General features: G+C 39.5%; 22 protein-coding genes. 20 read left to right on the forward strand and 2 right to left on the reverse strand.

Translation table 11 applies throughout. From position 1 onward, the window contains the following. Positions 1-330: 330 nt before the first annotated feature. The 6 genes from I6N90_RS00155 to I6N90_RS00175 all read left to right on the forward strand — a co-directional run bounded on the left by I6N90_RS00155 (position 331) and on the right by I6N90_RS00175 (position 6442). The gene (locus tag I6N90_RS00155) at positions 331-2712 is read left to right on the forward strand and encodes a polyprenyl synthetase family protein (RefSeq protein ID WP_197933508.1); all 2382 of its coding nucleotides are present in this window, start codon (positions 331-333) and stop codon (positions 2710-2712) included. Positions 2713-3227: 515 nt separating this feature from the next. Then, the gene (locus I6N90_RS00160) at positions 3228-4580 is read left to right on the forward strand and encodes a lytic polysaccharide monooxygenase (protein WP_197933509.1); all 1353 of its coding nucleotides are present in this window, start codon (positions 3228-3230) and stop codon (positions 4578-4580) included. Between the two features lie 92 nt (positions 4581-4672). After that, a complete protein-coding gene (locus tag I6N90_RS24990; protein WP_269669411.1) occupies positions 4673-4798 on the forward strand; it encodes a hypothetical protein in 126 nt (41 codons plus the stop codon). A 12-nt stretch (positions 4799-4810) separates the two neighbouring features. Further along, on the forward strand, positions 4811-4990 hold the full coding sequence (locus I6N90_RS00165; RefSeq protein WP_197933510.1) for a hypothetical protein: 180 nt from the start codon (positions 4811-4813) through the stop codon (positions 4988-4990). 18 nt (positions 4991-5008) lie between these two features. Beyond that, on the forward strand, positions 5009-5377 hold the full coding sequence (locus tag I6N90_RS00170) for a glyoxalase superfamily protein (RefSeq protein WP_197933511.1): 369 nt from the start codon (positions 5009-5011) through the stop codon (positions 5375-5377). A 174-nt stretch (positions 5378-5551) separates the two neighbouring features. After that, entirely contained in the window at positions 5552-6442 is an 891-nt protein-coding gene (locus tag I6N90_RS00175; RefSeq protein WP_197933512.1) for an aminoglycoside phosphotransferase family protein, read from the forward strand. A gap of 81 nt (positions 6443-6523) precedes the next feature. On the opposite strand, the gene I6N90_RS00180 is transcribed toward I6N90_RS00175, so the two are convergent. Further along, positions 6524-6769 carry a hypothetical protein gene (locus I6N90_RS00180; RefSeq protein ID WP_197933513.1) on the reverse strand — a complete coding sequence of 82 codons (246 nt, stop codon included), beginning with the start codon at positions 6767-6769 and terminating at the stop codon, positions 6524-6526. Between the two features lie 199 nt (positions 6770-6968). Between I6N90_RS00180 and I6N90_RS00185 the strand changes: the two genes are divergently transcribed. From I6N90_RS00185 to I6N90_RS00220, 8 genes are all read left to right on the forward strand, one after another. Beyond that, positions 6969-7409, forward strand: a complete 441-nt coding sequence (locus tag I6N90_RS00185) for a CBS domain-containing protein (protein WP_197933514.1) — start codon at positions 6969-6971, stop codon at positions 7407-7409. A gap of 154 nt (positions 7410-7563) precedes the next feature. Continuing rightward, on the forward strand, positions 7564-9315 hold the full coding sequence (locus I6N90_RS00190; RefSeq protein WP_197933515.1) for an ABC transporter ATP-binding protein: 1752 nt from the start codon (positions 7564-7566) through the stop codon (positions 9313-9315). 52 nt (positions 9316-9367) lie between these two features. Further along, positions 9368-10051: a response regulator transcription factor gene (locus I6N90_RS00195; protein ID WP_197933516.1), complete on the forward strand. Its 684-nt coding sequence runs from the start codon at positions 9368-9370 to the stop codon at positions 10049-10051. Then, positions 10044-11117: a sensor histidine kinase gene (locus tag I6N90_RS00200; protein WP_197933517.1), complete on the forward strand. Its 1074-nt coding sequence runs from the start codon at positions 10044-10046 to the stop codon at positions 11115-11117. Before I6N90_RS00195 ends, I6N90_RS00200 begins: the two co-directional genes overlap by 8 nt. 647 nt (positions 11118-11764) lie before the next feature. Continuing rightward, a complete protein-coding gene (locus I6N90_RS00205) occupies positions 11765-13129 on the forward strand; it encodes a lytic polysaccharide monooxygenase (RefSeq protein ID WP_197933518.1) in 1365 nt (454 codons plus the stop codon). Positions 13130-13339: 210 nt separating this feature from the next. Continuing rightward, positions 13340-14122 carry an alpha/beta fold hydrolase gene (locus I6N90_RS00210; protein ID WP_197933519.1) on the forward strand — a complete coding sequence of 261 codons (783 nt, stop codon included), beginning with the start codon at positions 13340-13342 and terminating at the stop codon, positions 14120-14122. 54 nt (positions 14123-14176) lie between these two features. Next, positions 14177-15001, forward strand: coding sequence for a GNAT family N-acetyltransferase (locus tag I6N90_RS00215; protein ID WP_197933520.1), 825 nt, complete (start codon positions 14177-14179; stop codon positions 14999-15001). Between the two features lie 174 nt (positions 15002-15175). After that, positions 15176-15430 carry a hypothetical protein gene (locus I6N90_RS00220; RefSeq protein ID WP_197933521.1) on the forward strand — a complete coding sequence of 85 codons (255 nt, stop codon included), beginning with the start codon at positions 15176-15178 and terminating at the stop codon, positions 15428-15430. A gap of 10 nt (positions 15431-15440) precedes the next feature. On the opposite strand, the gene I6N90_RS00225 is transcribed toward I6N90_RS00220, so the two are convergent. After that, positions 15441-16070 carry a LysR family transcriptional regulator substrate-binding protein gene (locus I6N90_RS00225; RefSeq protein ID WP_197933522.1) on the reverse strand — a complete coding sequence of 210 codons (630 nt, stop codon included), beginning with the start codon at positions 16068-16070 and terminating at the stop codon, positions 15441-15443. A 56-nt stretch (positions 16071-16126) separates the two neighbouring features. On the opposite strand from I6N90_RS00225, the gene I6N90_RS00230 reads away from it, so the two are divergent. From I6N90_RS00230 to I6N90_RS00255, 6 genes are all read left to right on the forward strand, one after another. Then, on the forward strand, positions 16127-16654 hold the full coding sequence (locus I6N90_RS00230) for an adenylosuccinate synthetase (RefSeq protein ID WP_197934734.1): 528 nt from the start codon (positions 16127-16129) through the stop codon (positions 16652-16654). A 324-nt stretch (positions 16655-16978) separates the two neighbouring features. Then, a complete protein-coding gene (locus tag I6N90_RS00235; protein ID WP_197933523.1) occupies positions 16979-18694 on the forward strand; it encodes a proline--tRNA ligase in 1716 nt (571 codons plus the stop codon). A 191-nt stretch (positions 18695-18885) separates the two neighbouring features. Next, positions 18886-19323, forward strand: a complete 438-nt coding sequence (locus I6N90_RS00240) for a MarR family winged helix-turn-helix transcriptional regulator (protein ID WP_197933524.1) — start codon at positions 18886-18888, stop codon at positions 19321-19323. 41 nt (positions 19324-19364) lie between these two features. After that, positions 19365-20141, forward strand: a complete 777-nt coding sequence (locus I6N90_RS00245; protein WP_197933525.1) for an SDR family NAD(P)-dependent oxidoreductase — start codon at positions 19365-19367, stop codon at positions 20139-20141. A gap of 38 nt (positions 20142-20179) precedes the next feature. Continuing rightward, positions 20180-20602: a hypothetical protein gene (locus I6N90_RS00250; RefSeq protein WP_197933526.1), complete on the forward strand. Its 423-nt coding sequence runs from the start codon at positions 20180-20182 to the stop codon at positions 20600-20602. A 67-nt stretch (positions 20603-20669) separates the two neighbouring features. Then, positions 20670-21119, forward strand: a complete 450-nt coding sequence (locus tag I6N90_RS00255) for a hypothetical protein (RefSeq protein WP_197933527.1) — start codon at positions 20670-20672, stop codon at positions 21117-21119. Positions 21120-21216: the final 97 nt, after the last annotated feature.

Raw genomic sequence — 21216 nt, forward strand, 5'->3', positions numbered from 1 at the left:
GAAGCAGTCCCTAGGCTGAGCAGATTAACCTGCCACTTGAGGGGCTGCTTTTATATCTTTTTTAGCAATCTGATATTTATCTTGCAACATATTTTAGAAAAATAGAAACATTATAATAGGAGGTTATCGGAGAGAATTGTCGAATAGTGTAATATGACTTTAATAGGAGCATATTTCCACATGAATAATATAAGTAAGAAGTCACATCCAGGCACATGTTGGTTTCTCTGAAGCTCACTAATTGCGCTAGTTATAACGATTTCGTAACCCAAGAGCTACTTTCCCGTATTATAAAGTTAATAAAAAATTAAAGCTGAGGTCATCCATCATATGAATGAGGAATATACAGGTCAAGCTGATACATGGTATCGGATGGCTGAGCAAAAGGCATCTAACTATTTTTCATCACTTTGTGCACAGGTAAAGGACAAAACGTTTGTCTCCACACTAACTGAAGATATTCATCAGTGGAAAAAAAATCATGTAAATCATTCCTTACTATCGTTTTTCTCCAGAAGTAAGAAACAACCAGATTCTCAAGATTATTATAGATATATGAAATGGATGCAATATTCTGGTAAGTTAGATGATTACTTGAATCGCAGCGTATCTTATATGTATATGAGAGATTTAGGTAAAGCAATGGACGCTCCTGATACAGGGAAAAGGATTGAGCGTGTAGTTAACAACATTAAGAATAGCTTGATTAACACCAATCCCAAAAATGGTGGAGACCAACCTGAATTTATGAGCTTAGCTGGATTGTATCGGTGGGCTCAGAAAGAAAGTGTTGAGAGCGCAGTTATATGGGTCATAGACAAATTAAAGACAGTAGCTTCTCAGATACCGAAAGAAATGAATGCAGAACAAGCACAGCGCAAATTAATCAAAATTATTATTGGTGTTATTCTTCATGTTACTGAAGAGATGGACGAACATGTTTCTCCTAAAGAACGTGCTCGAAGATTGGATGAAGCGATTAGGCTAGGTTATTCTTATGGTCTTACTTATCCATTTATTGACGATCTACTCGACTCAGGCGTTTTAAATACGAGTGAAAAAGAACAGTATTCCGAAATGATACGAACAACACTTCTGAATGGGGCGGTCCCAGAAATAGAAGAATGGAATGGTAGCAACAAGGAGCTTCTCCAATACGTACATGCTGAGCTCCGAGACGCTTTTGAGTATATTAAAAATCATCAGTCAGTTGACACGAAAAACATCTTTTTTGAGCAGTCGTATGTATTTTTTCATTCCCAAGATATTGATCGTATAAAAACACTTTCTAATTCCAACTACACAAACGAAGAACTATATTTACCAATCATAATAAAATCTTCTTCTTCCCGGTTGATCGTCCGTTCGGTCATTAGCGCACCCGAGGATGAGGGCTTTGATACTCGTACTTTCTATTATGGCATTTACAACCAGTTGGCTGATGATTTCGCTGATATATTTGATGATAATAATGAAGGGGCCGTAACACCTTATACCTATTATCAAAAATATCATAAACAGCGTCCCGATCTCATCAACCCATATGAACTATATTGGGCGGTCATCTCCAATTTAATCCATAACGTTTATCATTCCAATGACAAAACACGTGAGGTCATATTGGACCGAGCTATTAATGGTTTGAAACGCTGTAAAAAGCGTATTGGTGACGAGAAGTACAATGAACTGATGGACATCTTTGCATCTGGAAATCCAGAGTTTAATCGCCTCATTCAACAGATGGTTCGTAAAGCAGACGATGTTGACTTCTTCGATAAACTTCTAAGAGACCAAATGATTACGTATTTGAGAAGTGATCGTAAGGAAAAAGAAGACTTTTTCGAAACCGTCAAATCTGTACGTGACCAGATCAACAACTTTTTACCACTCCCGAAACTGTCTGGAATAGAGCAGATAGATGATTCCCTTATCGATGCTGCAAATTACAGTCTCGAAGGGGACGGCAAACGACTAAGACCAATTGTTGCTTGGGTTATGGCAGTTCACGAATACAAGCTGAATGCTGATTCCATCATTCCACTATTGAGATCGTTGGAATATATGCATACGGCATCGTTAATTTTCGATGATTTGCCATCGCAAGATAATGCGTCCACACGCAGAGGACGTCCAACTTTGCATCAGGTGCATAATAGCGCTACAGCAGAATTAACAGGATTATTTCTAATCCAAAAGGCAACTGAAGAGCAAGCTTCTTTAGATGCTTTCGATCCAAAAGTCGTATTAAAGTTAATGAAATATTCGTCTCAAAAAGCAGCAGATATGTGTAAAGGGCAAGCGATGGATGTTCATTCCAAAGGGAAAACGTTTACGCTTGAACAATTAAATATGATGTGCTTCTACAAAACAGGAATTGCATTTGAAGCCTCTCTCGTTATGCCAGCCATCCTTGCACAGGTTGGTGACTCAGAGATATCATCCTTGAAAAAATTTGCTTATCATGCAGGCATAGCGTTTCAAATTAAAGATGATTTGCTTGATTTGGAAGGTGACTATCTTTCACTCGGTAAGCCAGTTGGCAAGGATGCCGAAAACAATAATTCTACTTTCGTAACCGTTCTCGGAAAAGAAGGCGCAAGTAAACAAATGTGGGAACATTATTGCCTTGCCATCGAAGAACTAAAAGAGATGCAATACCATTCTGCTTTTCTGAAACATTTACTGAATTATTTTGTGAATAGAAACTCTTAAAAATGTGTAGCTCAGTAGCAGGGCAAATGATAAAAACATTAATAAAATCTTCCTCAAGCAACACTTGTGGAAGATTTTTTGTCTATTTAGGTCGAACCAATTAGTCCAAAGACCTAAACAGACCACATTTATTTTAGTTCTAAAATAGTAGTGCAATTATGGGAGCGTTTGCATTATGATTAAGTTACTCCATTACCCTCAGCAATAATCCACTTCATGGCCAAACATCTTTCTCAGAAGTTGGTCCATTCATTTCTCTACATTCAACTCAGTAACTAATTCACACGCCATCTAAAACAACAAACGATTCCAAAACGTGCATCATTCACTGTGTGTATGAGCTCTTTTAGAGTTTATATAAATCGGTTGAAAAAGGAGTTGATATACTAATCGCGTATGAAAGCTACGATTGACCACTTGTAAGAGAGGGGGCAGCTGACTTAAATTACTCCGCATTGTGATAGAAAAGTGGATAGAGACCGATACCTAACTAAAACCTAGGAGGTAATGTGATTATGATTCAATCCCGTTTGAATTCTAGTCTGATGATGCGTACTCTGGTTGTCTGTGGTGGTCTACTTTTAATATTCACCTGTATGTTGATATTTGCTAAGTCAGTAAGTGCTCACGGTTATGTGGATTCTCCTGCAAGCCGGGCAATCCAATGTAAAAATGGAATTAATACCAATTGCGGCAATATCATTTATGAACCGCAAAGCCTCGAAGGTCTTAAAGGTTTCCCTGCTGCTGGTCCTGCCGATGGTAAAATCGCTAGCGCTGGACTCGCTGCATTCGCAAATCTCGATGCACAAACGGCAACTCGCTGGAACAAAGTTGCGATGAGCAGCGGTACAAATACACTCACATGGAAATTCACCGCTCGTCACGCGACGACGAGTTATCGTTATTTCATTACAAAGGCGGATTGGAATCCTAATGCACCACTTTCTCGTGCACAGCTAGATCTAACACCGTTCTGCACAGTACAAGGCAACGGTCAACAACCTCCGGCAACACTTTCCCACAGCTGTAATATTCCAGCTAGAACGGGTTATCACATCATTCTTGCAGTTTGGGATATTGCAGATACACCAAATGCTTGGTATGTTGTAATCGATGCTCAATTCGGTCCATCCGATACAACTCCTCCGACAACTCCGTCTAATCTGACTGCAGGTACAGTAGGTACAACAACAGCTGCACTATCCTGGGGTGGGTCTACTGACAACAACGCAGTTGCGGGGTATGAAATTTATTCAGGATCGAATACTTCTCCAATTGCTACCGTGGCAGCAAATCAGCTAAACGCCAATTTGACGAATCTGCTCGCTGGAACGACCTATAACTTAACCGTCAAAGCCTTTGACACATACGGCAATCGCTCATCTGCAAGCAACAGCGTTCAAATAACAACAGTCGCACTTCCGATAGATAACACCCCACCAACTAATCCTACAGGACTCCATGTAATGGGTCCCGTTGGCTCGAACTCGCTGACACTGATGTGGAATGCGTCAACTGATGCCAATGGCATCGCAGGTTATCGTATTTACTCAGGGGCAACTGTTATTGCTACAGTTACTGGCACAGCTACCGAAAAGCTTATTACAGGATTGACTCCTACTACGAGTTATACCTTCACAGTCCGAGCCATTGATCCGTCGAATAACGAATCCGGTAACAGTAATGCGATATCGGCTACGACTATTCAAGGTCCAAGCGCTACCCCATGGGCAGCTAATACTTCCTATACGGTGAACACGCTTGTTTCTTACAATGGCGCAGTATACAAATGTATTCAGCCACACACTTCACTAGCAGGGTGGGAGCCAAGTAACGTTCCTGCTCTATGGCAACTACAGCCTTAACGAGTTATAATTAGTAAAATCAGGTATGAAGCCCTCGATGCTCATATGGAGCTCCGGGGGCTTTTCATTCTGAAAACAGGAGATATTACAACATGACATTATTCCATTATATTGCTGCAAGCCATGAACTTCCTACAGGCGCATTCGGACAGAAAAAGACAACTAAGACGATTATGAATCTCGTAACGATAAATAATCCCTCGGCAAAAGAACAATGAACTATTCAAGTAATGCTGGACAAAGATCCAAAAGGCGAAGATCTTATCGATATGAACGAAACATGCTGGGCAGAAGGATTTGAACAGTTTTCAGAAACACCTTTGAGAGAACTCGTACTTGACCTATCAACTTTTCAACTGGGAGATACGGTCGAGTGGAAAGAACGACATTTTATTCGTGTGAAAAAGTAAGTCAAAGGAGATGTAACAATGTTTACATTTAATCAAGTTATTCCGATAGTTCGTATCTTTGATGAGAAAAAGGCGAAAGAATTTTATGTTGACTATCTTGGCTTTCAAATTGATTGGGAACATCGCTTCGAAACTAATTTACCGCTATACATACAAATTTCTCGCGATACTATCGTCATACATTTAACTGAACATCACGGTGATTGTTGCCCCGGATCAGCTTTTCGTATGGGGGTTTCAGATATTAAATCATTCCACAAACAATTACTTGAAAAAGAATATAACTATCTGCGACCAGCAATTGAACGTACACCTTGGAATAGCAATGAGATGCGACTCATTGACCCTTTTGGCAATCGTATAACTTTGTTCCACTATGATGAATAACGTTTATGGTATAGGTTGAATAACTCTTTTAAAATAATCCTTGAATACCTTCAAACTAAGTTTGATGGTATTTTTTTGTTTAAATTGAATCCGTCACCTTAGGAAAAGACAGCCTCCTGTATAATAAATAGTAATTCAATTTGTTGAAATAAATTTACTTTTAGGAGGACACGAATGAGTGAAATTACTGAACATTTAGTAAGTCAGCTTATAAAAGCCCAATTTCCACATTGGTCTGATTTACCAATTAAACCTGTGGCGGTATCAGGAAATGACAATAGAACCTTTCATCTAGGTGATGAAATGAGTGTCAGATTGCCAAGTAAGGACTGTTATGTTCCTCAAGTTGAGAAGGAATTGTTTTGGCTTCCGAAATTACAACCACACCTTACGTTACCAATCTCTGCGCCCATAGCTAAAGGAGAACCAGCGGAGGGGTACCCTTGGCCATGGTCAATTAATAAGTGGATTGAGGGAGAAACAGTACGTTATGAAAATGTTCAAAGTATAAACCAACTTGCTATTGACTTAGCACATTTTCTCAAGGAACTTCAATCAATTGATTGCACTGGCGGACCTATCGCTGGATTGCATAATTTCTATCGAGGTGGAGCACTTTCTGTTTATGATGAAGAGACTAAGACTGCATTAAGGAATCTTCAATCTCATGTAAATGCAAATAAATGTTATAGCATTTGGATGCTTGCGCTGCAGTCGAGCTGGACCAATAATCCCGTTTGGGTTCATGGTGATATCGCTCCTGGAAACCTATTGGTGAATGATGGAAAACTCAGTGCTGTCATCGATTTTGGAATACTTGGTATCGGAGATCCTTCTTGCGATTTGGCGATGGCGTGGACCTTTTTTGATAAAGAAAGCAGAAAGCTGTTCTTTAATGAGATAGGGTGCAATGAAGAAACATGGCACCGAGCACGTGGCTGGGCTTTGTGGAAAGCGCTTATCGTATTGGATGAGAATGATAAAAATTCAAAAGCAGCATTGGATGCAGAGCGCACTCTAGGCATTATACTAGACGAGTTTGAACAGTTAAATAGGGACAACTGAATGTAAAATTATTGATATACCTAAGATAGATCTGTGTATTGTTACAGACACCTATCTATCTAAGGATAAAGTGGGCTACTTCTACTTTTTGCCGATTATAATCGTTAACTTCTCATCAACTCGAGCTCCAAAGTCCTCAGCATGGTTGTTTTGCGCGCGAGCCAGTTTAATTTCATTTGTGCCCTCATGCAGATTCGTCAGTTTAAACAACTTCTTACTCGTTATAGGTCCAGTAATATTACCATCCAAATAATAATGAACATGACCTTCACCTGCAACAGGTGCACCACCATAATTATTGTCGGTTAATTTTAAATTTGTTCTCACCTTTAAGTACTTTGATCTATGGAAATTATAAAATTAATATCTCGATTGGCCAATATAAATAAACATCATACACGCAATTCAAAATTGTTTTTTGAAAGTACTTACCGGATTTCGGATAAACCTGCTCTTGGCGGGAATTCTATCTAAGATGTACATTTTAGTACTTTCAATTCAATTAAAATGAAAGGCGTTGTAACTTATGAAGCAAGTACGGGATTTAATGTCTACCCATTGTAAAACTGTGACGTTACAAGACAATGTTTATGAAATTGCTGTTCAAATGGCCGATAATGATATTGGATTTGTTCTAGTAGTTGATGAAAATGATCGTAATAAGTTAATTGGAGCAGTAACAGATAGGGATCTTGTCGTCCGAGGGTACGCTGCTAAACGTCCTGGTTCGTGTCCGGTAAAAGATGTGATGAGTGAAGCACTTGTGACTGTCTCACCTGAACAGGACGCTGAGGAAGCAGCCGATATTATGGCCAACCACCAAATTCGGCGTCTTCCTGTCGTTGAAGATGGTAAGTTGGTCGGAGTAATAACGCTTGGCGACTTGTCGCTCGGCAATACAACGAAACATGACGCAGGTTTCGCCTTAACCGAAATATCAGAGGATCATGGGCAAGTACTACATTAATCAACAACGGCAGAAGAAGTACAATGAACTCATGTGTAAGTCATGCGCATGAGTTTTTTGTTGTTTATATTCCGTTTAAGTTACTCATATATAGTGAGGATTGTTGGAGAGAAACAACTTCCGACCAATATGATCAAGAAAGAAGGAAATCTAAATGAGTGAACAAACGAGTACAGGGAAAGGCTGGAGAAGATTACTTACTCTTATTATGAACGCCAAGCCACCAAAGTTGCTGTTATTAACGGCTTTACTACTAAGTTTATTATCGACTGTGGCCTACCTAATGGTGCCAATAATGACAAAGGAATTGGTGAATGGTTTTTCAGCAGATTCGTTAAAATCTAGCCAAATCGTATTAATGGCGTCAGCTGTATTCATACAGGCTATTACGCAGAGTCTTTCAGTCTATATGTTTAGTTACAGTGGTAACAAAGTTGTTTCGTCGATTCGTGATTCGCTATGGCGCAAAATTTTAAAGCTGAGGATCAGTTATTTTGACAATAACGCTTCTGGTGATGTTATTAGTCGAATTACTAACGATACTGCAGTTGTACGAGGTTTAGTTGCTGAACACTTTTCAAATTTTATTACAGGTATTGTATCGTTAATTGGTTCACTTATCATTATGTTTTATATGAATTGGCAAATGACTTTAGTCATCATCGGAGTATTTCTGATTTCCGCCCTGTTAATGGTACCGCTTGGTCGAGCCATGTATACGATTTCCAAAGGCATGCAAGATGAAACGGCATCATTCACATCAATACTAAGCCGTGTAGTATCTGATGTTAGGCTTGTAAAAGCTTCTGGCGCAGAGGCTGAGGAGTATAATCGCGGATCTATAGGCATTAATAAACTTTTCCGATTTGGCCTTAAGGAAGCGAGAATTCAAGCTATTATTTCGCCAGTTATTTCCCTCATTATTTTGCTAATTTTAGTTGGTATTATTGGCTTTGGTGGAGCTCAGATTGCATCTGGTGCAATGACTGCTGGGGAGCTTGTCGCTTTCATCTTATATTTATTCCAGATTATATTTCCAGTAATGTCGATATCACAATTTTTTACCCAGTATCAGAAAGCGTTAGGTGCTACAGAAAGTCTTGCAGCTATTATGCAGTCAGAAGAAGAACCGGAAGATGGTACCTCTACAATTCAATCTGGAAAAACTATTCAGCTCAAAAATGTATCATTCACTTACAAAGCGGATCAGCCTATTTTAGAGAATCTTGAGTTAACGATCGAATCTGGCAAAGCAACTGCAATTGTAGGGCCGAGTGGTGGAGGGAAAACGACGCTGTTTTCACTATTAGAACGATTTTACCTCCCGTCTAGTGGATCTATTCATTACGGCAATGAAAACATCGAGCAATTCACATTAAGGGCTTGGAGAGAGCAAATCGGATATGTATCGCAAGAAAGCCCCATTATTGCAGGGTCGATTCGCGATAATATCACATACGGACTGGAACGAATAATTTCCGATGAGGAATTAGCACAAGCTGCAGAAATGGCTTATGCGGACGGATTTATCCGCGAATTGCCAGATGCTTACGACACAGAAGTAGGTGAAAGAGGGATCAAATTGTCAGGAGGTCAAAGGCAAAGAATCGCTATTGCAAGAGCGCTTCTTCGTAATCCCAATATTTTGATGTTAGACGAAGCAACGTCAAACCTTGACAGCAGTTCAGAAGAAATTGTACAACAAGCGCTCCATAATCTGATGGCAGGTCGGACAACAATTATTATCGCACATCGATTAGCAACCGTTGTTGACGCACACAAAATTGTGTTTATCGAGAAGGGCCGAATTACAGGCACTGGTACTCATGAACAATTATATGAAACCCATCTGATGTATCGAAAATTCGCAGATCAGCAGCTACGCAGTGGTATAATCGAAACATAATGAAGGGTAACAGATCCTTGAATATCGTAAACAGTTAGTGGGAGGAATATGAATGCCAACTTTATTAATAGTGGACGACGATTCATATATACGGGAACTTGTCAGCGTCGTCTTGACACAAGCTGGCTTCATAATCAAGGAGGCTTCTGACGGAGCTGAAGCCCTTCAACAGTTGGAGCGGTGGACGATAGATTTAGCCATATTGGATATTATGCTACCAGGGATGGATGGCTTACGTCTGTGTGAAGAAATTCGCCAAGATAGAGATATCCCTATTCTTATGTTGACTGCGAAAGCCGAGACGGTGCATAAGATTAAAGGATTTGACGCCGGGGCAGACGATTATCTCGTAAAACCGTTCGATACTGCAGAACTAGTTGCACGGGTTAAAGCACTGCTCAAACGTTATCGTCTTTTAACTTCTCCTACTATCCATGTAGCAGGTTTGACTTTGCATAAGCAATCGCTCGAAATCGTGTCAAACACGCAAACTGTAACACTTCCTCCAAAAGAGTTTGAAGTATTGTTTAAGCTGGCTGAGAATATCGGGAGGACGATTCTTCGAGAACATCTCATTCAATCCATTTGGGGCATTGATTTTGACGGAAACGAACGCACACTCGACGTACATGTAAATCGACTACGTGACAAACTAGTTGAGTGGAATCAACCTGCTCGAATACAGACCGTACGTGGACTTGGTTATAGGTTGGAGGAGGTTCTCATACATGAATAAGAAGCCAAGCCAACTTCGATGGATCATCATTCTACTTTCTTTATTTGTTTTTCTGATTCTAGCATTATCACTCGCATATGCAGGTGTATCATTTATGTTTAGCCGATGGCTACCTGTAATATCTGGTTACTGGTTCAGTATGTCAGTAGCGCTGGCTGGTTTCGTATTATTCTGTATAAGTGCAACAATCATTAGCCATATGTTCGGACCTCGTACTTTTCCGATTATTGATGAAGTGATTGGTGCGATGCAAAAAATCTCCAAAGGGGACTTTGATGTAAATCTAGAACATCTTGAGAAGCAAGAACCATTTTCTGAGCTTGCAGACAATGTTCGTGTTATGGCTAAAGATCTCAAACGTATGGAGCAACTACGCCAACAATTTGTATCAGACGTTTCACATGAGATTCAGTCCCCACTTACATCAATAAGTGGTTTTGCAAAAGTGCTAAGAGGGGGTACGGTAACTGATCAAACCCGTGACCACTACTTAGCCATAATAGAAACCGAAAGCAAACGCTTATCTGTCCTTAGTGACAACTTATTAAAACTTGCATCGCTCGACTCAGAACATCATCCTTTCAACCCAATGCCATACAGACTTGATAGACAACTACGAGAAATTGCTCTTACCCTTGAACCACTATGGTTAGAGAAGAAATTGTCTTTACAAGTAGAGTTACCAGAAATGACTACAATTGCTGACGAAGATTTAATGCGTCAAGTATGGATAAATTTACTCACCAACAGCATTAAGTTCACTCCAAATGATGGAGAAATCAAAATTGACGCTGCTTTGGAAAGTGGTGAATATCATGTCCATATTCGAGACACTGGAAACGGAATCCCGATAGATGATTTACCACGAATCTTCGAACGATTTTATAAAGCGGATCGCTCACGTAATCGCACACAAGAGGGCAGTGGGCTTGGCCTCTCCATTGTCAAAAGAATAATCGAGCGTCACAATGGTAGCATTGAAGTAAAAAGTTCTGTTGGTGATGGAACCGTCATGTCGGTTTTGTTGCCTCGTGGACATGAACATTTTTCTGGTTCTTTAGATTAGTCACCCGGCATTTAAATCACTTTGGATCACATTATTTTTATGTTACACGTTTTGATTGAACGATCAAGAGGTCACTGATAGAGTAGTGACCTCTTATTATTTTATCGTTTCAATTAATAGAATCCGAGTTCACCGCTAGACAACTTGACTGTTTTTTATAGTACTAGAAAGTTAAATGAATGACTTATTAAGCGGAATACTGTCGTTACATAGGACAGAGGGCGTATTAGGAGAGCCATTTCGACCATTTTCAATTTAGTTCTAAAATATCAGTGCAATTATGATAGCGCTTGCATTATGATAGAGATATTCTACAGACCTCAGCTTATATCCACTAATGAGACTAGCTTCTCGACCATCGAACAATAATCCGTTTAATCCTTCGACTAGATTCTACACAAAAGTAGATCCCATTTCATCCTAGGTATGTGTACTAACCTTAAGCAATTTATCCCTGTTCAACGTTCATTACGTGTATAGGCTCTTTGGAGTTTATATAAATAGGTTTATGAAGGAGCTGGTACTACAAAATCCATCATTGCGCATCATCCATTAGATGAGAGGGGGTAACTCACAACAACACTTAGCATCTTATTTTTGAATCGATTGTTACCAATCCCAACTAAAACCTAGGAGGTTATGTGACGATGAATCAAATCCGTTTGAATTCTAGTCTAAAAATGCGTGCTCTGATTGCTTGTGGTTGTTTGTTGCTCATAGTAGCTATTATGTTAATATTCGCAAAACCCGTTTCTGCTCACGGTTATGTTGATTCTCCAGCAAGCCGTGCAATTCAATGTAAAAACGGTCTAAATACGAATTGCGGGGCAATCGTTAATGAGCCCCAAAGCCTTGAAGGCCTCAAAAACTTCCCAACTGCTGGGCCTGCGGATGGGAAGATTGCAAGTGCTGGACTTGCAGGATTCTCAAATCTTGATGCACAAACGGCAACTCGGTGGAACAAAGTTGCGATGAGCAGCGGTACAAATACGTTTACTTGGAAATTTACTGCCCCGCATGCAACGACAAGTTACCGCTACTTTATTACTAAGGTAGGCTGGAATCCTAATGCGCCGCTAACACGCGCTCAATTAGATCTTACTCCGTTCTGTACGGTTCAAGGAAACGGCCAAGCTCCTCCAACAACGCTTTCACATAGCTGTAACGTACCCGCTAGAACTGGCTATCATATCATCCTCGCTGTATGGGATATCTCCAATACACCAAATGCTTGGTATATCGCGATCGATGCTCAATTCGGTCCGTCTGGTCCAACAGATACTACCGCTCCAACAATTCCAACTAGTTTGGCAGCAGGGGCGAATGTAGGCACTACGACAGCTTCGCTTTCTTGGAACGCTTCAACAGACGCCAATGGTGTCTCAGGTTATGAAATCTTTAACGGGTCTAACCCAACACCAATTGCAACCGTATCTGGCAACCAAACAAATGTCAATCTGACCAACTTGCTCGCCGGAACAACCTATAATTTATCGGTCAAGGCTTATGACGCGGCAGGCAATCGATCTGCCGCAAGCAACAGCGTTCAAATTACTACCCTCCCTCAAGTCAATGATACAACGCCACCATCGAACCCAACAGGCTTGCATGTGATGGGTCCTGCTGGTTCAAACTCATTGACACTAATGTGGAATGCTTCAACTGATGCGAATGGTATATCTGGCTACCGTATTTACTCTGGAGCAAACATCGTTGCAACAGTAGTTGGGCCTGCAACTCAAAAGCTCATAACTGGTTTGACTCCAAATACGACTTACACCTTTACCGTTCGAGCCCTTGATCCATCGAATAATGTGTCTGGCAATAGTAATGCAATAACAGTCACAACCCCTCAAGGTCCAACCGCTACACCATGGGCTGTAAACACAGCCTATGCTACGAACACGCTAGTTTCCTACAATGGCGCAACCTACAAATGTCTTCAGCCACATACATCGCAAGCTGGCTGGGAGCCAAGTAATGTAGCGTCTCTATGGCAGCTTCAGCCTTAATAATTGAGTTAAACCCTCGATACTCCTAAGGAGCATCGAGGGTTTTTCATTAGGAAGCATAGTACATAATGCAGCTTAAGAGAGCAATCCAGAAGAAATGTAACTTTACGTAATTAGATAAAATAGATGTATCAATCTGTTTTATATTCATGCGGGTGTGTCACTATAATTGTTGATTTAAACAAAATATTAATAAAGGTAGTGGATACGATGAAAACAACTCTATCAAAAGATGGTACAACTATTGCTTATGACGTCTATGGAAACGGTCCTGCTCTCATATTCATCACAGGAGCCACCTGTTTTCGCTCGTTCGAACCAGTTTTGTATGATGCCACTGTATTTGCGGAACATTTTACCGTCTACAATTATGACAGAAGGGGACGTGGTGACAGTGGAAACACATTACCTTACGCAATTGAACGTGAACTGGAAGACATTGAAGCGCTAATTAATGAGGCAGGGGGGACTGCTTTCGTTTACGGGCATTCATCGGGTGCTATTCTAGCACTTGAAGCCGCAATGCATCTTGGGGAAAAAGTAAGCAAGCTCGTCATGTTCGACCCTGCTTATTCACATGACGAGGAAAATCAACATGAATTCAAAGAGCTTAGTCAATGGCTTTATCAACTACTCGATAATGGTCAATATGATGAAGCCATACGTTCATTCTTAGAAGGTATCGGCATTCCAATAGAAGTGATTACTGGAATGCAGCAATCATCGCAGTGGCCAACAATGGTAGCACTTGCACCTACGCTTGCTTACGATACGACAATAGCTAGTGAGTTGCCACCTATTGAAAGAGCCTCTAAACTTACAGTGCCTACTCAAATTATTGTTGGTGAGAATAGTCCCACCTCGATCCATATCGTTGCAAACCTATTGAATCAAGCAATTCCAAACGCAAAATACGACACATTGATTGGCCAAGATCATATGCCGAATCCAAATACAGTCCTTCAGATCCTTTCGGATTTTCTAAATCGCTAAGTAGAGGAATATTTGGAAACATGTAGAATAAATAAGCAATGAATATTGGAGGAGATGATTCGACTGACTACATTAGTACTTGAGACAGCGAGAAAGGTTGAGAAATCCGAAACTAACGCACTGTTTTCACGGTTAAATACAATTCGAAATATGGAAGGAAATCCAAACGAGGTACACATCGAACATTTTGGTAATACCACTGCTTTTATCGCTAAAGGGATTCCTGATCCTTATTTTAATTCTGTTCGAGGATTCACATTTGCTGATATAGAACTATTAGATCCAATCTTGGAATTTTATCGTAATCATAATGTTAAATGTAGAATGGATATCGCTCCTTTTGACGTAGAGCCGGAATTGTTAATACGATTATCTGAACGGGGTTATTATCAATATGGATTTCACACTGCATTATATAGAAAGATAAATATTCCATTACCACAAACTTATAATAAAGAGTCTCTGGTCATTCGTAAACTACGTGAAGATGAGTTTGGATTATTTGGAGAAATCTATACGAAAGGTTTCGGTATGTCTGATTTTCTTTCATCCGCGATTGCTAAGAACAACCAAGTGCTGTATCACGTACCGGGATGGCACTTTTATCTTGCAACATATAATAACAGTCCTGCTGCAATCGCAGTATTAAATGTTCAAGATGGAATCGGCTCATTTGCTGCCGCTACGACACTGCCAGATTTTAGAGGACGAGGATGTCAAACAGCTCTATTGGAAGAGAGATTAAAGGATGCAGCCGAACTTGATTGTGAGCTAGTGGTATCACAATCAAGATTTGGATCAGTTAGTCAAAGTAATATGGAGCGTGTCGGAATGCGAATTGCTTATACGAAGTCTCTTTGGAAAGAGATTTCCAAGTAACAACTATCGACTTGTTTATAATTAAACACTTCATTTTATAAGATTAATGCTTGAGCAATTCAATTTAAACGAATATAATAACAATAACAGAATAAATAAAAGAGGGAGCACCTCTAGATGAGCGCACGTGCGCTTATTTAGGGGTGCTCTACGTTTGTTTGGGAGGAAATTAGTTTGAAGTATGAAGTTTTTTTATTAAATGAAAGTAAGGAAACTTACGGACGCAAAAAAGATTGGATGGAGCTAGGAGTCATTGAGACAGAATGGAAAGTGTTGTCTGGTGATAGTTTGCTCTTAGATGAGTCCATTCAGGAAAAGGTTACTGTCGAATTTCCTCGCCTGCATCAGCAAACGTTTTATAAAGTAGATAAAGTTATCACTGTTCCAGATGATGAAACGTTAGAAATTTTAATCGTTCGATCCTCGTAACTAATGAATGTTAATTAGTAGCAACTAGCATATTATGCAAATGATTTGCCGCAACGGAAAGCGGTGTGCTTTTACGTTTAATAATTCCCACTTTTCTTGAAGGAATAGGTTTCTCAAGCTGAATTTCAAACAAGTTGCCTAATGATAATTCCGCTTTAATAAACTCACTAATAACACAAGCAATTCCAAACCCATTACGTGTAAATTCAACTAACAAATCTAAACTTCCAAGTTCGATCTCTGGTTTTATAATGAATCCGTTCTCAGATGCAAATTCATCAATACAAGTCCGTGTTTGGCCGTCTTTTTCAAGTAGAATAATTGGAAAATCAAGTAGTTTCTCGAATGAAACAACCTCCTCGGATAAGTATTTATATTTTTCTCCAACAATAAAACGATCTTGAATCGTTATGCTTTCTTGAATATCAATCTGCAAATCGGAAATAGGGAGATTAACGATTCCTATATCGATTTTCCCTTCTTTAAGAAGAGTTATTGTTTCTGTTGTTGTTCGATTAAAAACTTGTATTTTTATGTTAGGAAAAGATTCATGATAGGTTTTTAGATGTGGTAGCAAAAAGTGTTTGCATAACGTATCACCTTCTCCAAGCTTAACTTCCCCACTAGTAAGGTGATGCATTTCACCACTTCACTGGCATCCAAAAATGTGTTACTTGATCATTTGTACCGCATTTTATTAAAAGAATTATAGCAGTTACGAAAGCTTATTCCAGTTGTGTGGGTGAAGGAGCTTTTGTTTCTGAAATTTTCGATGACGAAGCATCTAAACTGCGAAAGCGTGGAGGAGATGCTGTTGAATATGGGGCGACTACTGGACGACCGAGGCGAGTAGGGTGGTTTGATGCAGTAGCAACCAGGTATGGATGTAAAATTCAAGGAGCAACCGAAGTTGCTTTGACGAATCTCGACGTATTAGGTTATTTGGATGATATCCACTTTTGCATTGCCTATCAAATCGATGGTAATCAAACAGTTGATTTCCCGAATCCATCAGAACTGGAAAGAGCAATACCTGTCTATAAAAAACTTACTGGATGGAAGACGGATATTTCTCATATTCGTTCATTTGAAGAATTACCCAAACAAGCACAAAACTACGTTACACATATGGAGAAACTTATTGATGTTCCTATTCGCTACATTTCGATTGGCCCTAAGAGAGAGCAGATTGTAGATAGAGGAATTAAAAGACAACACAATTAATGATTTGACTAAAGCAAACTGTTCATGTAAGATTATCAAAATTGTATTATATAGGAAAAGCTATGACCGAGGCCAAAGCGTTCAAAAATCGTTGTACAGAGAAGAAACCCAAAGGCTGAAAGGTTTCTCATTACGTGTGAACTACATCCTACCTTGTGAGCTGTTACGGACAAAACTTCCGTAATCGGTATAAAACCGTTATCTAACTTAAGGACCATTAGCTTATTTGCTTCGGTCAAAACTAGGGTGGTATCACGACACATTCGTCCCTGACGAATGTGTCTTTTTGCATTTATTTCTACTTACAAAGGGAGGCTACTTCTTATGTACCAAAGCAAGTTATTACTAACAACAATGCGAGAATCGCCAGCAGACGCTGAGGTAATTAGCCATCAATTATTGCTTCGTGCAGGATTTATTCGACAGTTAGCAGCAGGAATATACACACATATGCCAATAGGATTACGAGTACTAAGAAAGATTGAACAAATCGTTCGCAAGGAGATGGACAAAGCAGGTGCCCAAGAAATGCTGATGCCTGCGATGCAACCAACGGAATTGTGGAAAGAATCCGGTCGCTATTATGTGTATGGACCTGAATTAATACGTTTGCATGATAGACATGAACGCGAATTTGCACTCGGACCAACACATGAAGAAGTCATTACTTCAATCGTGCGTAATGAAATAAACTCGTATAAGAAGTTACCAGTTACACTTTATCAAATTCAAACGAAGTTCCGTGATGAAAGACGACCTAGATTTGGACTACTTCGAGGCAGAGAGTTTCTAATGAAAGATGCATATTCATTTGATATCGATTGGAACGGACTAGATCAATCTTATTGGAATATGTTTCATTCTTATCATCGGATTTTTAATCAATTTGGATTAAACTTTCGTGCAGTAGAAGCCGACTCTGGCACTATAGGAGGCGAAGGAGAAACGCATGAGTTTATGGCTTTAGCCGATATTGGTGAAGATACGATTGCAGCATGTACGTGTTGCGAATACGCGGCAAATATAGAGAGAGCTGAATCTAGAAATCCTCAATTGGGAGTTGATGAAGCTTCTACAACTTCACAACACGAAAAATTTTATACACCACATATTAAAACGATTGATCAACTCGTTGAAAACCTGCAAATTGACCCTACTGATATTATGAAAACAATCGTTTTCATTGCTGATCAACGTGCAGTTGCAGTTGTCGTCAGGGGCGATCATGAAATTAATGAGTTGAAAGTTAAAAACTATTTAGGTGCTGAACAACTATCACTCGCTGACTCAGAAACGGTAGAGATGATGACTGGTGTACCAACAGGTTTTATCGGTCCAATCGGTTTAAGCATTCCTGTTCTAGTTGATCAAACAGTAGTTCAGATGTATAGTGGGATTGCTGGTGCCAATGAGACGGATCATCATCACCGAAATATTAATGCAGGTCGCGATATTACCCTTGATCATGTTGGTGATTTTCGAAACGTAATTGAAGGTGAATTATGCTCTCGTTGTAACGAAGGAACATTAGCATTTCATCGTGGAATTGAGATTGGACACGTATTTAAACTTGGAACTAAATATAGTGGGCAGCTAAGTGCAACTTTCTTAGATTCGTATGGAAAAAGTCAAACTATGATTATGGGCTGCTATGGTATTGGGGTTTCTCGAATTCTTTCAGCAGTCATTGAGCAAAACCATGATGAGAATGGAATGATTTGGCCTTCGACAATTGCACCTTACCACGTCCACCTTATCCCTATCTCTGTGAAAGACCATTTACAAATGGAAGTAGTTAGTGAATTATATAATCGACTTCTAGAAAATGGCGTTGACGTGCTCATCGACGACAGAGATGAACGTCCTGGAGTTAAATTTAAAGATTCAGATTTGATTGGCATACCAATACGAATTGTTGTTGGTAAAGATGCTGTGAATGGAAATGTTGAAATCATCAAACGAAGAAATAACCAAAAAGAGATCATAACTGTTAACGAAGCTTTTGATCGAATTATTGATTCTATTAAAAAATCCGATTAAAGATCCATAGGATTTCGCATGTCCTGTCTGCACGATGTGTATCCTATTGGAAGTATTTATATTAAGATTAAAACAGAAAGAGTCTTGTATCGTTTATTTAACGGACACGACTCTTTTTCTGTTCATATTGACAACAATTGTTAATTCATAATATCATTAGGATGCTACTAAATTTATGGTTAGGAGGATATATGTCCCAATCCGTGTTTTTCCTAAAACGAACCTATATTATGATGCGCAAACAATTAGATGTGAGGTTAAGTGAATACAATCTCACGACGTCACAATTAGAAGTGCTCGGTTATCTTTATAAGATACCACACGGACTAGAACAGGTTCAATTGCAGCAGTATAGCGGAATAACTTCAGCTACTTTGACTGGGATTTTAGACAAAATGGAAAAAAGACAGTATATATCCCGTGAGATCAGCCATTCCGATGGACGTATTAAGGTTGTCGTGTTAACGGAACATGGATTTCAGATTTTTGCTCGATTAATTGATCTTATGGAACAATTTGAAAATGACATGTTAAACGGATTTTCAAAAGCAGAACGAGCACTCCTTGCTGATTGGCTGCAAAGGATAGCCAAAAATATGGGAGATGATTGGATCTACGGTTCAGAATAGTCTAAACATTTCGTTAGCTACCTAGCGAAAGGAGGCCATTTATGAAACATGCATTAGTTACAGGAGGCACAAGCGGAATCGGAAATGGCGTTGCGCATCAACTAGCAGAACAAGGATGGAAGGTAACTCTTGTTGGTCGAAATGTGAAGCGTGGTACCTCTATCGCGGATGCAATTGGAGGCAAGTTTATTGGGGCAGATCTCTCATTGATGTCAGAAGTGAATAGACTGTCCCTTTTAGTTGAAGAGCCATTAGATGCGCTTATTTTGTGTGCAGGAGGAGTATCCTTTCATTCAAAACCGATATTAACTACTGAAGGTTTAGAAACAACTTTCGCCAGTAATTATTTAAGCAAATTTGCCTTATCTGAATGGTTGCATTCCCGAATAAACCCAAACGGCTGCATCGTAATGGTTGGTGGTAATGGCAAATATTCAAATGCTCCAAGCGATTGGAACACTCCTCATCCAAGCTTCAAAGCCGCGTTTAAATCAGCGCTAGCTGTCGATTCTTTTGCCGCCCGGTTTGCGAAACTAAATAAAGAAATACGAGTTCATACTTGTTACCCAGGAATGGTTCGTACTAATCTGATGCATGATGCTGCCGCACCAATCCGACTTGTCACTTGGCTACTCAGCAAGCCAGTGGAAAAGGGGAGCTCCTATATAACTCGCCTTGTAACGGAGGAACATCAAGAAGTCCATTGGAAGTTGGATACACCGATGAACATTTACAATCCACTTTCAGAGGAAGCTGTAGACTCTCTATGGGCATACAGTAAAGATACTCTAAACAACATTGTCCCTAACAATGATTAATGAGTTAAATATTCAAGTGTAATAAGGGAGGCATGATTATGGAATATAATGCTGGCTGGCTTATTCAAGGGAAAGTATTAGCACTTACCCATTTTGAAACTGTTGTAAGCCCGCAGATTTTTATGGAAATCGCGACAATTACGAATACCCTTGTCAATGAAGTAACTGGACCATTTCACCTACTGATCGACGATCGAATCATTGCTGACACATCACTTGTATCTTTGGACAATATATTGCAGGTTATGCCTATTCTGAATCATCCACTGCTTCTAACGATAGTGATTATTCTCCCCGTTACACTAGAAGGTACAGCTGAAGATATCCCTGAACAGAAGAATGGTAATATGGTATTGAAATATGTAGACAATCTTGATTCGGCATACCGACATCTACAAGCACAAGATCCGACCATTAATTGGGAAGAAGCAGATTCGCAATTTTTCGTCCATACAAAGTAGAACCGTCTGAAACTGTAATCATATAACTCTGAAAACTCTTGCACATGGAATTGAGGTTTTTGTAGAAATGAGAAAGTACTTACTATTATTGATTGTTGCACTACTATTATTGGGTGCATATTTTTGGAAAATGAAAAGTGACGCAAAAGAGTTTACGCCATTACTTGACCAATTTTATAGTGATTTCATTAATCGAGATTATCCGAATACCTATAAACTTTACAATTTTGAGCCAACGACTGATCCAGCAGAAATCCTTACAAGGCAAGGTTCTGTAGCGCAATCATTAATAAATGAACGGAATTGGTATGGAAAAATTACGGGATATAAGCATACAACAACAAATTGGAAAGGTTTTGAAGTTAGAAAGGCAACCATAAAAATAAACATAGACATAGACATAGACATGGGAAACTATGAGGTTAAACAATATAAAGATACCCTCATTCTTGTGAAAAAGAGTGGGGAATGGAAGATAGACCGCTATCATTCAGGTGCACCTTGGAATTTGCCTTAAGATACCATTAAGTTAATTCATTATTAAGCATATGTCGAATTTTCACCAAATTATAAGTATACTAGTAGCTAATCTTATTATTTTGAGCTAAACTGAA

It is taken from the genome of Paenibacillus sp. GSMTC-2017, assembly GCF_016019935.1.
GTDB lineage: Bacteria > Bacillota > Bacilli > Paenibacillales > Paenibacillaceae > Pristimantibacillus.

What these genes read in the sequence shown, in the direction of transcription:
- I6N90_RS00245 (WP_197933525.1), top strand. Translation starts at nt 19,365, where the DNA reads ATGAAACATGCATTAGTTACAGGAGGCACAAGCGGAATCGGAAATGGC.
- I6N90_RS00190 (WP_197933515.1), top strand. Translation starts at nt 7,564, where the DNA reads ATGAGTGAACAAACGAGTACAGGGAAAGGCTGGAGAAGATTACTTACT.
- I6N90_RS00200 (WP_197933517.1), top strand. Translation starts at nt 10,044, where the DNA reads ATGAATAAGAAGCCAAGCCAACTTCGATGGATCATCATTCTACTTTCT.
- I6N90_RS00195 (WP_197933516.1), top strand. Translation starts at nt 9,368, where the DNA reads ATGCCAACTTTATTAATAGTGGACGACGATTCATATATACGGGAACTT.
- I6N90_RS00155 (WP_197933508.1), top strand. Translation starts at nt 331, where the DNA reads ATGAATGAGGAATATACAGGTCAAGCTGATACATGGTATCGGATGGCT.
- I6N90_RS00170 (WP_197933511.1), top strand. Translation starts at nt 5,009, where the DNA reads ATGTTTACATTTAATCAAGTTATTCCGATAGTTCGTATCTTTGATGAG.
- I6N90_RS00160 (WP_197933509.1), top strand. Translation starts at nt 3,228, where the DNA reads ATGATTCAATCCCGTTTGAATTCTAGTCTGATGATGCGTACTCTGGTT.
- I6N90_RS00185 (WP_197933514.1), top strand. Translation starts at nt 6,969, where the DNA reads ATGAAGCAAGTACGGGATTTAATGTCTACCCATTGTAAAACTGTGACG.
- I6N90_RS00255 (WP_197933527.1), top strand. Translation starts at nt 20,670, where the DNA reads ATGAGAAAGTACTTACTATTATTGATTGTTGCACTACTATTATTGGGT.
- I6N90_RS00235 (WP_197933523.1), top strand. Translation starts at nt 16,979, where the DNA reads ATGTACCAAAGCAAGTTATTACTAACAACAATGCGAGAATCGCCAGCA.
- I6N90_RS00210 (WP_197933519.1), top strand. Translation starts at nt 13,340, where the DNA reads ATGAAAACAACTCTATCAAAAGATGGTACAACTATTGCTTATGACGTC.
- I6N90_RS00225 (WP_197933522.1), bottom strand. Translation starts at nt 16,070, where the DNA reads ATGCATCACCTTACTAGTGGGGAAGTTAAGCTTGGAGAAGGTGATACG.
- I6N90_RS00250 (WP_197933526.1), top strand. Translation starts at nt 20,180, where the DNA reads ATGGAATATAATGCTGGCTGGCTTATTCAAGGGAAAGTATTAGCACTT.
- I6N90_RS00215 (WP_197933520.1), top strand. Translation starts at nt 14,177, where the DNA reads ATGATTCGACTGACTACATTAGTACTTGAGACAGCGAGAAAGGTTGAG.
- I6N90_RS24990 (WP_269669411.1), top strand. Translation starts at nt 4,673, where the DNA reads ATGACATTATTCCATTATATTGCTGCAAGCCATGAACTTCCTACAGGC.
- I6N90_RS00240 (WP_197933524.1), top strand. Translation starts at nt 18,886, where the DNA reads ATGTCCCAATCCGTGTTTTTCCTAAAACGAACCTATATTATGATGCGC.
- I6N90_RS00175 (WP_197933512.1), top strand. Translation starts at nt 5,552, where the DNA reads ATGAGTGAAATTACTGAACATTTAGTAAGTCAGCTTATAAAAGCCCAA.
- I6N90_RS00165 (WP_197933510.1), top strand. Translation starts at nt 4,811, where the DNA reads ATGCTGGACAAAGATCCAAAAGGCGAAGATCTTATCGATATGAACGAA.
- I6N90_RS00205 (WP_197933518.1), top strand. Translation starts at nt 11,765, where the DNA reads ATGAATCAAATCCGTTTGAATTCTAGTCTAAAAATGCGTGCTCTGATT.